Source organism: Desulfoluna sp. CLI2B (assembly GCF_056847375.1).
Genome location: NZ_CP186557.1, coordinates 322,323 through 336,267 on the forward strand (window position 1 = coordinate 322,323; position 13,945 = coordinate 336,267).

13 protein-coding genes are annotated in these 13,945 nt (G+C 59.5%); 8 read left to right on the forward strand and 5 right to left on the reverse strand.

Annotated elements, in window-relative coordinates:
* Positions 1-34: 34 nt before the first annotated feature.
* The gene (locus tag ACOYW2_RS01560) at positions 35-742 is read right to left on the reverse strand and encodes a hypothetical protein (RefSeq protein WP_482421430.1); all 708 of its coding nucleotides are present in this window, start codon (positions 740-742) and stop codon (positions 35-37) included.
* Between the two features lie 374 nt (positions 743-1,116).
* Between ACOYW2_RS01560 and ACOYW2_RS01565 the strand changes: the two genes are divergently transcribed.
* The 4 genes from ACOYW2_RS01565 (at position 1,117) to ACOYW2_RS01580 (ending at position 4,803) form a co-directional block, all read left to right on the forward strand.
* Positions 1,117-1,638 carry a hypothetical protein gene (locus ACOYW2_RS01565; protein WP_482414938.1) on the forward strand — a complete coding sequence of 174 codons (522 nt, stop codon included), beginning with the start codon at positions 1,117-1,119 and terminating at the stop codon, positions 1,636-1,638.
* A complete protein-coding gene (locus tag ACOYW2_RS01570) occupies positions 1,638-2,264 on the forward strand; it encodes a PspA/IM30 family protein (protein WP_482769156.1) in 627 nt (208 codons plus the stop codon). The genes ACOYW2_RS01565 and ACOYW2_RS01570 overlap by 1 nt, the downstream gene beginning before the upstream one ends.
* 62 nt (positions 2,265-2,326) lie before the next feature.
* Positions 2,327-2,989 carry a YqiJ family protein gene (locus tag ACOYW2_RS01575; protein ID WP_482769157.1) on the forward strand — a complete coding sequence of 221 codons (663 nt, stop codon included), beginning with the start codon at positions 2,327-2,329 and terminating at the stop codon, positions 2,987-2,989.
* Between the two features lie 59 nt (positions 2,990-3,048).
* Positions 3,049-4,803 (forward strand): flotillin family protein, encoded by a 1,755-nt coding sequence (locus ACOYW2_RS01580; protein ID WP_482769158.1) that lies wholly within the window; start codon positions 3,049-3,051, stop codon positions 4,801-4,803.
* A gap of 336 nt (positions 4,804-5,139) precedes the next feature.
* Here ACOYW2_RS01580 and ACOYW2_RS01585 read toward each other — a convergent pair whose 3' ends face one another.
* The 3 genes from ACOYW2_RS01585 to ACOYW2_RS01595 all read right to left on the reverse strand — a co-directional run bounded on the left by ACOYW2_RS01585 (position 5,140) and on the right by ACOYW2_RS01595 (position 8,172).
* Positions 5,140-5,571 (reverse strand): hypothetical protein, encoded by a 432-nt coding sequence (locus ACOYW2_RS01585; RefSeq protein ID WP_482769159.1) that lies wholly within the window; start codon positions 5,569-5,571, stop codon positions 5,140-5,142.
* Positions 5,559-6,125 (reverse strand): DUF21 domain-containing protein, encoded by a 567-nt coding sequence (locus ACOYW2_RS01590; RefSeq protein ID WP_482769160.1) that lies wholly within the window; start codon positions 6,123-6,125, stop codon positions 5,559-5,561. The genes ACOYW2_RS01585 and ACOYW2_RS01590 overlap by 13 nt, the downstream gene beginning before the upstream one ends.
* Before the next feature lie 169 nt (positions 6,126-6,294).
* Complete coding sequence (locus tag ACOYW2_RS01595) at positions 6,295-8,172, reverse strand: MFS transporter (RefSeq protein ID WP_482769161.1); 1,878 nt, start codon at positions 8,170-8,172, stop codon at positions 6,295-6,297.
* Positions 8,173-8,700: 528 nt separating this feature from the next.
* On the opposite strand from ACOYW2_RS01595, the gene ACOYW2_RS01600 reads away from it, so the two are divergent.
* Positions 8,701-10,164: a sigma-54-dependent transcriptional regulator gene (locus ACOYW2_RS01600; RefSeq protein ID WP_482769162.1), complete on the forward strand. Its 1,464-nt coding sequence runs from the start codon at positions 8,701-8,703 to the stop codon at positions 10,162-10,164.
* 623 nt (positions 10,165-10,787) lie between these two features.
* Here ACOYW2_RS01600 and ACOYW2_RS01605 read toward each other — a convergent pair.
* On the reverse strand, positions 10,788-12,317 hold the full coding sequence (locus ACOYW2_RS01605; RefSeq protein ID WP_482769163.1) for a B12-binding domain-containing radical SAM protein: 1,530 nt from the start codon (positions 12,315-12,317) through the stop codon (positions 10,788-10,790).
* 129 nt (positions 12,318-12,446) lie between these two features.
* Here ACOYW2_RS01605 and ACOYW2_RS01610 point away from each other — a divergent pair, with 129 nt between their 5' ends.
* From ACOYW2_RS01610 to ACOYW2_RS01620, 3 genes are all read left to right on the forward strand, one after another.
* Entirely contained in the window at positions 12,447-12,797 is a 351-nt protein-coding gene (locus tag ACOYW2_RS01610; RefSeq protein WP_482769164.1) for a cupin domain-containing protein, read from the forward strand.
* 507 nt (positions 12,798-13,304) lie between these two features.
* Positions 13,305-13,757 (forward strand): TetR/AcrR family transcriptional regulator, encoded by a 453-nt coding sequence (locus tag ACOYW2_RS01615; protein WP_482769165.1) that lies wholly within the window; start codon positions 13,305-13,307, stop codon positions 13,755-13,757.
* Positions 13,744-13,902 (forward strand): hypothetical protein, encoded by a 159-nt coding sequence (locus ACOYW2_RS01620; RefSeq protein WP_482769166.1) that lies wholly within the window; start codon positions 13,744-13,746, stop codon positions 13,900-13,902. Before ACOYW2_RS01615 ends, ACOYW2_RS01620 begins: the two co-directional genes overlap by 14 nt.
* Positions 13,903-13,945 lie beyond the last annotated feature (43 nt).

Below are 13,945 nucleotides of genomic sequence, written 5' to 3' on the forward strand. Positions count from 1 at the left end.
TGCCCCACGTTTACCTGACTGTCTTTCCACTTTTTTAATGGAGGGTCACCGGTTCGTCCGGCGTCCCGTCGCTGTAGATTTTCTCCTTCATGACCCAGGCCGCTGACGTGAAGATGTAGAGGCTGAAGAAGATGTTGCAGCTGACCGTGACGGCGGAGGCCAGGGTGTTGCTTTCAAGGGACGGGAGCAGAACCGGCAGGATGTATCCCTCAAAGAGAAAGGCCACAACGCTCAGGATGATGAGGAAAAGGGAGTCCGAGACGTTGCCTAAAAGGCACTTAATGCCCGTGAACACCGCATGCCTGGCCTGGCCGGTGATGAAGACCAGGGGAAAAACATAGATGGGCAGCACCTTCAGGGTCACCATGACGGTGTAGAACAGGGCCTGGGGATTTCCCGGGAAAAACAGGGCGGACACCAGGATCATGACGGGGGTGAGGAGCAGGGTGGTCAGCAGGTAGCCCGGGAGTTTTTTGCGAATGAGCAAAAGTACCGGAAGGGGCCGGAGGCCGAAGATCAGCTCGATGATGCGGCCCAGGAAAAAGGTCATCACCAGGTAATTGAGGGCGGTGGAGACGGCGACGTGTGCAGCAAGGGCATTTTGGGCCTCTTCTCCGGTGCGCATTCCCGCAAAGAAGATGTCGGTGAACAGGGTCAGGCCGATGAAGCCGAGGATGTATCCCACAAGGGGAAGCATGGTGCTGATGACCCGCTTGGCGTCGTGAAGTCCGTATATGTGCATGGGCTGGTTCCAGGGTTTTTGATGTTTCAGGTACGGGCTGTCGACACTAAGGTGCCAAACAGCCCTCCGGTCTTTTCATCTCCATCAGGCCTTAGCCTGTTTCCCGATGCCGTGTCAACACATCCCGTGGGCCGGTCGGCTTCGTGAAGCGGATGTATGCTCACATGGTCCGGTGTCGCGTGTCAACGGGATTTCCTGTGACCGGCTACGTGGGGCGGCGGACGTGTAACGGTGCGATGGTATAACAATATTGTGTGTCTGGAGCTGTTGTCCATTGGTTGACAATAAATGTTTACAAATGAATTCATCTGTCGTAACTATGTTGACGGACTCGGTTGAAAACCGATGGACAATTCAAGACAACGGGGGAGGACATGCCGCCAAAAACCGTACCTTTCAGTGTGCGAATCACAGAAGATGACGCCGAGTTTTTAAGTCGGCTCGACTTTAAAGGGGCCAAGACGCCCAGTGACCGGTTCAGGGCGCTCATTGCCGAAAGGCGTGCAGCCGAAAATGAGATCGAAGGCTATCAGGACTGGTTTGACGAGATAACGCGGCTCATGGGGCCTGCGGTGCGGAAGGTCCGGGCCGACGAGCAAAGGGCCGGGGTCTCCTCGGAGCTCGTGACGCGCTCCTTTGAGTGGCTTCCGGATTTGCTCGCGTTTTTCCTGTCGTATACCGCAGACCAGGCGGAAGGCGCCGAGGACCTGTCGGGACTGGAGCGCGGCCTTACCGAACGCGTATCCAGAATGATGGACGTAACGCTTCAGATGGGGGCATCGGATTTTCGCCTCTGCTACGACCCTGAGGCTGTGAAATCGCGCATCGCATCCACCATGGAGCTGTCGGCGCTGATGCAGGAAATCATGACTCGAAAACAAGAAGGAGATCAGTGATGAGTAGTGAACGGCTTTGGAAACGGGTACGCCGCATCGTCAGCGGCAGCGTGAACTCGGTGGTCTCTGCCCTGGAAGGGGCGGTGCCGGAGAGCGTCATGGAAGAGACCATCCGCGACGTGGAAGGCGCCATGGACGAGGTGCGTGAAGAGCTTGGCAAGGTGGTGGCGGGCAAGCACCTTGCCAGCAAGCGCCTCATGGCCATGAACCGGACCTACGAAGAGCTCACCGGCAGCATCGAGCTGGCCGTGCGGGAAAACCGTGACGACCTGGCCGAAGCGGCCATCGGCAAGCAGATGGACATCGAAGCCCAGATTCCCATCCTGGAGACTGCCGTGGCCGACAACGCCGCCCAGGAAAAAGAGCTGGAGAGCTACCTGAATGCCTTGAAGGCCCAGAAACGGGAGATGACCGAGGTCCTGGCCCAGTACCGGGAAGCTGTCCGGGCCGAAGGGGAAGCAGGCGACGCCCCCCAGGGAGCCTCAGCTTCAGGGGATGTGGCGCGGCGCGTGGCCGAAGCCCAGGCGACCTTTGAACGGGTTACGGCCAAGGCCAGCGGCATGGGAACGCTCTCCAGCAACGGCAAGTACTGGGCGTGCCGATGCGGTGAAGCTTGCCGAGCTTGAAGATATGGCCCGGAGCAACCGCGTGAGAGAGCGTCTGGCCGCCTTCAAGGGTGAGGGCGCCCATGGTTAAGCTGATCCTGCATCCCGCCAACCTTCCGTTCACCGTCGCCCTTGGGGTGATGCTGTGTATCTCCGTGATGGAAGGGGTAGGGATTTTGCTGGGATTCGGTATCTCCGATCTTCTGGACAGCCTGTTCCCGGACGTGGATGCCTCCGTGGATATAGACGCCCCGGACGTGGCCGATTCCGGCCTTACCCGGTTTCTGGGGTGGCTTCAGATTCGCGGGGTGCCGTTTCTCATCCTGCTGGTGGTCTCGCTGACCTCCTTCGGCCTCCTGGGCCTGGGCATCCAGTCCGCGGCTGAGACGCTGACCGGGGGCTATCTGCCCTCTGTCCTGGCGGCGGTGGGGGCCCTTTTGGGGACCCTTCCCGTGGTGAAGGTGTTTGGCCGCACCTGCGCGCGGTTTCTTCCCAGGGACGAGACCGAGGTGATCTCGGAGAAGAGCTACATCGGCAAGGTGGCCCGGATCACCCTGGGCCGTGCCGAGGTATCGAGCCCTGCCCAGGCAAAATTGAAAGACCGCTACGGCACCACCCATTACATCATGGTGGAACCCGATGAGGAGGGCCAGGCCCTGGAGCAGGGAGATGCGGTGTTGATCGTGGAGCAGAAGGGCGCGGTGTTTCGTGCTATTTTAAATACCTGTGAAGAACTTGAAGACTAAACGTATACGAGTGTGTGGCTTGTGCCATGGGCACAGCCGAATTAAACGAGGAGAAATGCATGATTGAGATGGGAGGAATGGGCAGTATGTTGATTATTGCTGGTATTGTTTTCATATCTTTGCTGTGTGTGGGTGTTATTTTTTCCAAGCTGTATACCCGCTCGTCCAAGGAGACGTCCTTTGTAAGGACGGGCTTCGGCGGCCAGCGGGTCATTATGAACGGCGGGGCCCTGGTGCTGCCGGTGCTTCACGAGGTGATCCCCGTGAACATGAACACCCTGCGCCTTGAGGTGCGCCGTGCCGAGACCCAGGCCCTCATCACCATGGACCGCATGCGTGTGGACGTCATGGCCGAATTCTACGTGCGGGTGAAGCCCTCGGAGGAGTCCATCGCCAACTCGGCCCAGACCCTGGGTATGAAGACCATGAACCCGGACGAGTTGAAGGAACTGGTGGAGGGCAAGTTCGTGGACGCCCTTCGGTCCGTTGCCGCCGAGATGACCATGACCGAACTCCATGAAAAGCGAGTGGATTTCGTGCAGAAGGTGCAGCAGGTGGTCGACAAGGGCTTCCGTAACGGCCTGGAGCTCGAAACCGTTTCCCTCACCGGCCTGGACCAGACCGGCAAGGAGTTTTTCAACCCGGACAACGCCTTTGACGCCGAGGGTCTCACCAAGCTCACCGAAGAGATCCAGGTGCGCCGCATGAAGCGTAACGCCATCGAGCAGGACACCGAGGTCTCCATCTCCAACAAGAACCTGGAAGCGGAAAAGCTGCAGCTGGAGATCCAGAGGGAAGAGGAGTACGCCCGCCTCAAGCAGGAGCGGGAGATCGAGATCCGCAAGGCAGACCAGGCCGCGGAAATCGCCCGGGAGCGCGCCCAGAAACAGCGTGACGCCGAAGAGGCCAAGATCGAGGCCAAGCAGAAGGTAGACATGGCCACCATCGAAGCGGATCGTGCCGTGGAAGAGGGCAAGATCGACAAGGAGCGTCAGGTACGCGAAAAGGACATTGCCAAGGAGAAGGTCCTGGAGACGGCCAAGATCGAGCAGGAAAAAGCCGTTGAACTGGCCGAGCAGGATCGCTCCATCGCCATCGCCGAAAAATCCAAGGCCAAGTCCGAAGCCCAGGCCGAGGCGGACAAGGCGCGGGCCATGGCCGTTAAAGAGGAAGAGAGCGTGGTCACCGTCCGTGAGAGCCAGGTTGCCGAGCGAGACAAGCTCGTGGAACTCATCGAAGCGGAAAAGGCCGCCCAGAAAGACGCCATCAAGATCAAGGTGGCCGCCGAGACCCAGAAACTTGCCGCCGAAGACGAGGCCGAGGCCATTCGCATCGCAGCCACCGCCGAAGCCGACAAGCTCATGATCGAAGCCAAGGCCGCCGCCGACGCCGAGATCCTCAAGGCCGACGCCGAAGAGCGCAGCTACGCCGTGGAAGCCGAGGGCAAGCGGGCCCTGAACGACGCGGACAACACCCTGTCCGAAGCCCAGGTTGCCATGCAGATCCGCATGGCCCTCATCAAGTACCTCCCCGAGATTATCCGGGAGAGCGTCAAGCCCATGGAGAACATCGACGGCATCAAGATCATCCAGGTGGACGGTCTCAACGGGGCGTCTGCAAACGGCAGCGCCGCAGCAGCCTCAGGGGACGCCAGCCTGTCCGACCAGCTGGTGAACAGCGCCCTGCGCTACCGCGGCCAGGCCCCCCTGGTGGACTCCCTGCTGGCCGATATCGGCCTCAAGGGTAACGATATCAACGGTCTGACCCGGGAGCTGCTGGGCAACGACGCCGCAACCCCCGAAGCAGAGAACTAAGGCCGAAAAAACGTAGACAAGCAATGCCCCCGGCAGCGAGGTGAGACACCTCAAAAGCTGGTTGCCGCTGCCCCTTAGCCCTTGTACCTCGGGTTAAGGGGCAGCGGCATTTTTTTTGGAATTATTCCGCTTCAAAAAAACAGCCTCCGGCGGCCAGGTGGGGGCACAAACACATCGGCCTAGGCGGATACCTCGGGGAAAAGGATGTAGGTCATTGATTCAGTTTACCTGATCTGTTTTTGAAACCTGTTTGTCAAACTTTTCAAAAGTTTGGCCCCCGGCAGGGCCGCCGGAGGCATTTTGAGAAGAATCGTTATATTTCGGCTTGGGAAACCCCTAGGTCATCTTCGGCCGCTCCGCAATGCCCCGCAAGAGCCTTCCCAGGATATCGGCACCGGTCACCACTTTCTTTGTTTTTCCCCATAAAATGATCAGGTCGTCGTCGATGACGTCGTCGTCGGATCGCTCCGGGTGGACCTTGAGCTTGGGAAGCACCGAGCCCAGGGGCGTGGTGGCGTCCGCCGTGATGATGGGGCGGTGGCAGTGGGCCATGGGATGGATGGGCGCGGTGTCAAAGAGGACGCTTCTGAGAAAGCTGTCGGAGTTCAGGGCAAAGCCGGGATACCCCATGTCGTCGATGAGGATGGTCCACTTCTTACCCGAGGATTGGATCTGGTTGATGAACTCCTCGAATTCCGGGGTGCCCGCAGGGGGGAAGCAGGGCACGTTGTTTTTGAAGGGGAGGTGGATGATGCTCAGGTCATGCAACCTCTTCTGCTAAGGGGGATGTCGTCGAGATTCAGGAAGTTGATGGCACCCTTGCCCTCCACGGCGTCGATGTCCGACTGGTCGGACTTCATGTGCATGGTGATGAGCTGCTGCATGTCCCGTTCACGCATGAAGTGGAAGGACTCCTTGCCCAGCCACTGGTCCAGCATGATGGCCGTGGGCTTGGCCACCACAAAGAGGAGGCACTGATAGATCCGGAGCAGGGGGGTGAACCCGTAAGCCATTTTCAGGGCGTGCCGTGAAAAATAGGCCTGGGGGATGATCTCTCCCAGAAAGGTGATGAGTACCGTGGAGAAGAGAAAGGCGGTGACGCCCGCCATGACGGAATTGGCCAAAAGGGCCAGGAGCACGTTGATGCCAACGTTGCCCCAGAGGATGGTGGTGAGAAGGAAGTTGGAGTCCTTGCGGATCTTGATGACCCGGGCTGCATAGATGTTGCCTTGGGTGGCCTCTACTTCCAGTCGGAGTTTACTGATGCTGAAAAAGGCCAGGTTCAGGCCGGAAAAGATGGCGGACTGTGTAATACAAAACACAATGCCCGCCCAGGTTATGCCTTCAATCATGGGTGGGGTCTTTACCTCTCGTTGATGGGTTGTGGAGGCCAGGGGCACCCGACGGCCCCAAACGGACCGCGGGCGTGCCTGCCTCCGATACCTTTAAGCAAAACATATTTCAACGGAATCTTCCAGAGGATTCCGCCGATCAGGCGTGATCGCCGCGCAATTCCGAGACCAGGCTGTGCAGGCCGCCTGCGCTGACCTCTTCCGGTGTCACAGCATCCCCCACGGTGTAGTGGATCTTGGAGTAGAGTCGCCTGGGGCGCTTGGCAAGGGCCGTGCCGTCCTTGTGGCTGAAAAAACTGCCCCACAGGCCTTTGAGGGCCGTTGGGATCACCGGGGCCGGGGTGCGTTTGATGATTTTTTCAATGCCGCTTTTAAAGGTGTCGATCTCGCCGTTGCGGGTGAGCTTGCCTTCCGGGAAGATGCAGACCACCTGGCCGTCTTCCAGCTCTTCTGCGATGCGCTGAAACGCCGCCTCGTACACCTCCGGGTCTTTGCGCTTGGCCGTGATGGGGATGGTCTTTCCCGTGCGGAAGATAAAGTTGAGGACCGGGATGTTGAAGATGCCCTTGTCCATGACAAAGCGCACCGGGCGCCTGCAGCAGCTCCCGATGATGAGGGCGTCCATGTAGCTCACGTGGTTGCAGACGATGACCGCCGGGCCTTCGGCAGGGATCTTGTCCAGGTGCTCGTGATGGATGCGGTAAAACAGGTGGGTAATAACCCAGACCAGGCAGCGCATGGTGAACTCGGGCACCAGGGTGTAGATGTAGACGGCCACGGCGATGTTCATGAGGGTGATGGTGAGAAACAGGGCCGGGATGGAGAGGCCCATGGGACCAAGGAAGACCCCGCCCAGGATGGCGGCCCCTACCATGAACAGGGCGTTTAGGATGTTGTTGGCCGCGATGACGCGGGATCGGTGGCTCTCCTCGCTTCGGGTCTGGACAATGGCAAACAGGGGCACGATGTAGAGCCCGCCGAAGATGCCGATGAGGACCAGGTCGAGGAGGATGGGAAAACTCCCTTTTGCGCCGAGGAATCCCATGAGGGTGTGGGGTGCCTCTGGCACGGGCAGGCTGCCCGCAGCGGCCAGGTGGATGCCGAAAAGGCTGAGGCCCAGAGAGCCGATGGGCACCAGACCGTACTCCACCTTCTTGCCGGAGAGGTACTCGCAGAGCATGGAGCCTGCGCCGATACCGATGGAGAACATGGCCAGGAGCAGGGTGGCCACCCCTTCGGTGCTGTGCAGGACGTTTTTGGTGTAGGCCGGAATCTGGGTGACGTAGCAGGCCCCCAGAAACCAGAACCAGGAGATGCCCAGAACCGAAAGAAACACGACCTTCTCTTTTTTTGCGTACCCCAGGGTGCGGAGGGTCTGGCTGAAGATGTTCCAGTTGATGGCAAGGTCCGGGCTGGCGGCAGGGGCCTTGGGGATTTTGCGGCTGGCGAGCCACCCGGCAACGGCCGTGACCACAACGGCCAGGGCGGCGTATACGCTGGGAAGCTGGATCAAAAGCCCCCCTGCGATGGTGCCGGCCAGGATGGCCACAAAGGTTCCCATCTCAACAAGGGCGTTGCCCCCCACGATCTCGGACGGATCCAGGTGCTGGGGCATGATGCTGTATTTTACCGGCCCGAAAAAGGCGGACTGGGTCCCCATGAGAAAGAGGAGGGCCAGAAGGGAGGCGGTGCTGCCCAGCATGAGGGCCGCGGCCCCCGCGCACATGATGCCGATCTCCGCCACCTTGATCATGCGGATGAGACGCCCCTTTTCAAACTTGTCGGCGATCTGGCCGGCCAGGGACGAGAAGAGAAAGAAGGGGAGGATAAAAAGCCCTGCGGCCAGGTTCATGAGAATATCGGTCTGGCCCGGCTGGGCCGCGCGAAAGGCCAGAAGCAGCATGAGGACGTTTTTAAAGATGTTGTCGTTAAAGGCCCCTGCAAACTGGGTCCAGAAAAAGGGGGCGAAGCGAGGTGCCTTCAGAAGGCTCAACGGGCTGTGCTCATGGGTTGTCATGGGGGCTCCTTGGGGTTCGTAACGGTTGACTATGCATACCATAGCGAGTGGATCTTCGCCGGATGTTTTTTTCTTGGGGACATGTATATCAAAAGCCGTGCCAGAGTTACCGTGTTTTGGTAACGGCTTGATTTTCGACGGTAAGGGCTATTATGGGGCTGCTTGGTGTATAGATGTGGTGTTGGGGCTTGTGAATTTATGATATGTGTGTATACAAAAAATGATAAACAGGTTTTGGGTTGTCATTTTGAGTCTCCACCGGAGGCAGCTGGGTTAAATCAACCCGCAATGGACAGGTAGCGACAACGTATCCTGTTGTATCGAAGCTTGTGAGCCTGCTCGCACAAACCATCAGCGTCCATGTCGGGCGAAGCCCGAGCCGAAGGCCCTTGCGCTTTGGCCCGAGGAACGAGGGACAAAGCGCAAGGGCAATCAGCTTTCGAGGTGGCTCCACCTCGCCGCCGGAGGCACGCTTTTTGAACTGGCCTTGCCCATAAGAAGGCACCATCTGAATGGAGGTATTCGTCGATGAGCCATCGCTTGACCGAAGATGAGAGAACCTTTTTTTCCCTGGTGCGTGATGCGGTGCGGGCCAACCCCTTCAGCGAGGAGCGCCAGGCCATCAACCGCCGCATTGCAGGGGTTTACGGCGGCGAGGACGATGCCCTGGCCCGGACCATCGCGGACGTGGACCATCGCATGGCTGAGATGAAGGCCGGGGGCCGGGGGGATCTTTCAGGGTATGGCCATGCCGATCAGGAGCTTTTAAAGTATGCCCACCTCTTTGCCCTATTCCATCGCCACATGGGGGCCTTTGACGCCCATATCCTTGCCCAGTCCGCAGAAGGGGCGCGGGTGCTTCCCGTGCCCTTTGCGGGTGATGCCCTGAAGGAGCTCGTCTCCTCGGGGTTCACCGAGGCAGATGCCCTGCGTTTTTTTGCCTTGAGTTTCCAGATCCGGCGGGCGTTTTTCTTTATCGACCGGGGACTTCCCGGCCTGAGCCCCTCCATGGTGGCTCTGCGGGAGGATCTGTGGAACAACGTCTTCACCAGCGACATCGACCTCTACGAGTCCTGGCTGGTGAACCGCATGGAGGATTTCTCCACCCTGCTCCTGGGGGAGACCGGCACCGGCAAAGGCAGCGCGGCCCAGGCCATCGGCAGGTCCGGGTTCATTCCTTTTGATCCCGTTTCCATGCGCTTTACCGAGAGCTTTGCCGCCTCCTTTGTCTCGGTGAACCTCTCCCAGTTCTCCGAAACCCTGGTGGAGTCCGAACTTTTTGGCCACACCAAGGGCTCCTTCACCGGCGCGGTCAAAGACCACGAGGGGCTTTTTGCCGGGTGCAGCCCCCACGGGGCTATCTTCTTAGACGAAATCGGCGAGGTGCGCCCGGGCCTCCAGATCAAGCTGCTAAAAGTGCTGGAAGAGCGCACCTACACCCCGGTGGGCAGCCGCACGGAAAAGCGGTTCTCCGGCCGCATCATCGCCGCCACCAACCGCCCGGCCTCAGAGCTCACTGCCACAGGCCGCATGCGAGACGATTTTTTCTACCGCCTCTGCTCGGACCTCATTGTCATGCCCCCTTTACGCACCCGGCTCCGGGAATCCCCGGACGAACTCAAGGCCCTGGTGGACTTCACCGTTGCCCGCATCATCGGAAAACCCGCCCCGGACCTTGCCGCCATGGTCACCGCCACCATCCAGAAAGACCCCGGCACAGGCTACCCCTGGCCCGGAAACGTCCGCGAACTGGCCCAATGCGTCCGTCGCATCCTCCTCAAACGCCGCTATACCACCCAGGCCCCCGAAGCCGAAACCCCCGATTTTGCGCAGGCCATGGCCCAGGGCCGCCTCACCGCCACCGAACTCCTCCAGGCCTACTGCCACCACCTCTGGAGCGGCTGCCACAACATCGGCGAAGTGGCCCGCAAAACCGGCCTCGACCGCCGCACCGCCAAAAAGCACATCGACGGTTTCTTGCGTGGGGAGTAAAAATGCCTTCTATATGGAAAAAGCATGCCTCCGGCGGCGAGGGTGGCGAAGCCACAATAGCGAAAACACCTCGAAAGCATATAGCCCTTGCGCGTTGCCCAGAGGAACGAAGGGCAACGCGCAAGGGCCTTCGGCTCGGGCTTCGCCCGACGCAAACGTTGATGGTTTATGCGGGCTGGCTCACAAGCTTCGAGGTCTCAGGATACGTTGTTGCCAGTTGGCTACTGCCGATTTAAGTGCATTACCTCGACATCATGGGGCTGTTACCCTTGGTTCCAGGCTCATCACATTCCCTGACGGGCTTCGCCCGTGTTGAGTACCGAGTGTAAGGGGCAAGCCTCTGGACCAGAGTACCTTTCGTTCCCAGGCTCTGCCTCTATGGTGAGGTCCCGTCACCCTGTACATTTTGCCCATAAATCGGCTATTCCCCGCCCCGCAAGGCGGAGCCTTGCAACCCACACTCCCAGGCAGATCCCTGGCGCGAGAAAAACCGTGAAGATAAATATTCTCACACCGCTGGTTACGGGCGCAGCCCGTCAGCGAATGCGAGCGGCCTGAGGGACGAAGGCCGGGAGCATTCGCGAACCTGGGGCTTTAGCCCCTGCCCGCCGGAGGCATGCTTTTTAAAAAAAGGCAGCGTGATTGGAGTTGAACACCGGGGGGTCGCGGTGGACGATGGGGGCGATGCGGGGGTGTTTTTTGAATTCCTTTTCGAGGAAGTGGCGGATGAGGGAGCGGTTCCATCCCAGGGGGTGGTTGAATTCACTGTAGAGAGAGAGGTCGCCGTCGTAGAAGGTGCTGGTGTTGAGGGTCTTTGCTTCGGGGGCGAAGTAGGGGAGGTTGAAGACCGAGAGGTTGAGAAATCCGATGGCGTCGTGGTGGTGGGCCACGAAGTCCAGGGTTTTCCGGGCGGCGGCTTCGGTCTCCGTGGGGGTACCGAAGAGAAGGTAGACGTAGGTGTTGATGCCCACCTTGCGCAGGGTGGCAAGGGCGCGGGAGACCATCTCCGGGGGCACCCCTTTGTTCATGTCCGAAAGGACCGCGGGATCGCCGGACTCGATGCCGAGTTTGAGCATGCGGCACCCTGAGGCCTTGAGGTCCCTGCAGAACGCTTCGTCGGTGAGGTGGGGGGTGACCCGGGCAAAGGCGTACCAGGGGGTGTTGAACCCGCTGGCAAAGAGTTTTTTCAAGAAGGCCGGTCCCACGGAGTTGTCCACGATGTGGACCAGGGCGGGTTTGAGGGCCTCCACCAGGGTGTTGAGGTGGGCGACGGCGGTGGTGGTCTCCACCGGGGTGTAGGGGTTTGCCGCCACTGGGCAGAAGGTGGCTCCGCCACCGACATCCCCTGCGGCGCAGAAGGGGAGGACAAACCCCGGGGCCAGGTAGGGGAGGTCCTTGAAATCGTCGTAGTCGGGCAGGTAGTGCTTCTGGTCGGGCTCTTTGCCGAAGAGCCTGAGGAGCGGGTGTTCGCCTTCCCCTGCGATCATCTCGTCCACCAGGTGTTTAAACGGATTCTCCCATGAGGGCATGCGCATCCATGAGGTGACCAGGCCGCCTCCCAGGACGATGCGGACATGGGGGTAGGCGGCTTTGAGGTGACCGATGATGGCAAAGGTGGTGAGGGCCTGGTTGAGGTAGTTCATGGAGATGCCCACGGTGGTGAGGCCCCCGCACTCTTCTTCGAGCGCTTTGAACCGTGCCTTGATATAGGGAAAGTAGGCGTTTTCTTCGGGCTTCCGGGCGGCCTGGAGGAGATCTCCGCTTTTTACCGGCGAAAGGGTGTCGCTTTTGTAGTTGGCCATGGAGGCCAGGGCACCGGTGCCTTCCGAGGCCACCTTCAGCACCCGGTTGGTGTCCAGTACCGCGTTGCGGTAGCGGTCGATGTTTTCGTACCCCTGCCCGGAGGTAAGCAGCCCCAGGTTTCGGTCTTTTCGGTTCAGGGCCCGGGTGCTCCACTTGTCGTGGGCTTCCGAGGCGCTGTCAAAGAGGTACATGAAGCCTTCCAGGCTCATGTCCACGGATTTCACGGCAATCCCGTGGTGCTTCAGGGCCCCGGCAAGCCGGGCGATGCCCGCCGGGGGCTCGCTGATCTTGGCTGCGGGGGGATAGATAAAGAGCATGTCGGGTGGGGTGGTGCCTCGGGAATGTGTCACTGGCCGGTTCATCCGTTGAAAAAAGGTTGCAAGGGCCCGAAAAAGGGTGGAACCTGTCCGGGCATGGTAAAATTCCGATGGGGTCATAACACAGCCGGCTGATGGCTGGAAACAATTTACGGAGAAACAATGGACAGGCAACGAAAAGAAGAGGAAGGTTCGGTGCGTGCATCCCTGTTCGAGGGCATCCCGGCCGAGCTTCCCGAAGAGCTCATCACAACCCTTGCATCGGGCAGCGGGGTCACCGTGGAGCGCATCGTCTCCAAGGGCCACGCTTCCCCGGACGGGTTCTGGTACGACCAGGAGACCCACGAGTGGGTGATGGTGGCCAAGGGCGAGGCGCGCCTCTGCTTTGAGGGCGAAGAGGAGATCCATCTCCGGGAAGGGGATCATCTCCTGATTCCGGCCCATGCCCGCCACCGGGTCACCTGGACTCCCGAGGACCGGGAGACCATCTGGGTGGCGGTGCATTTCAGCTGACAGGAACGCATGTATTGGCGGTTTATGACTATTCAGTTCGCCTTCTATCGTTAAAATGGGTGAAAAAAACAGGCCTTCAGGTTCGCAAATGCTCCGGGGCTAAAGCCCCTACACATTTGCTGACGGGCTCCGCCCGTAAATTATGGCTTCCTCCATGCATTCGCCATGGGGTTTCCAGGAACTCCCGGCGGCCCTGACGGGGACCAAGTTTTTGAAACGTTTGACAAACATGTTGCGCTTTTTTGGGGGCCTCATTACTGTTTCTGTCCCTGTTGTTGTCGTTTACCAAGGCACGTCTCTTCAGGCCCGCAGGGGCTGAAGAGAAGAGCCTTGGCTACCGGAAAGTTTTTTGCGGAGCTTTTTTCAAAAAGCGACCCGCCGGAGGCAACTGAGTTTTTACATGCCGTTGGCCGTGGTCATTGGCCTTGACAGCAGGCGTGTGTCTGCTTATTAAATGAATGTTCAATAAATAAGCAGGCGACGCTGAAGGCACCGCAAAGGATGGGTATGACAGGACGGAAACGACAGAGTGCAGACGAGAGAAAACCGGCCATTTTAAAGGCGTTTTACGAGGTGATCGAGGCCGAGGGGTTTGAAAACGCCTCCGTGGCCAAGGTGGCCAAACAGGCCGGGGTCCATGCCAGCCTCATCATTCATTACTTCGGCTCCAAGGAGAAGATGGTGATGGCCCTGGTGGACGAGGTGTTGCGGACCTACGCGGCCCTTTTTGCACGGCTCCCAGAAGGCGGGGACCCGAAAGAGCGCCTGGAGCGCCTCCTTTCGCTGATCTGGAGCCGGGAGTGGTACGAGGCTGCCAGCTTCTCCGTGGTGTTTTCATTTCTGGCCCTGAGCCAGCGGGACGCCGAGGTGATGGAGCGGGTTCGTAACCTCTACGGCAACTACCGGCGATACCTCACCAAGCAGATGGCCTGTTCCGGGAGCCGGGGTGATTCGGGTTGATGACCCCCAGGCCACCACCGAGGCCCTGATCTCCCTGTCCGAAGGGTCCCACTACTTCTGCCAGTACCACCTCAAGGCCGGGACCTTTGATGCCCACTGCGCCCACATGATTCGATCGGCCAGGCTCCTTCTCGGGGCCACGTGAGGGAAAAGCAGCCTCCTATGGCTAAAGTCGGTTCAAAAAGCAG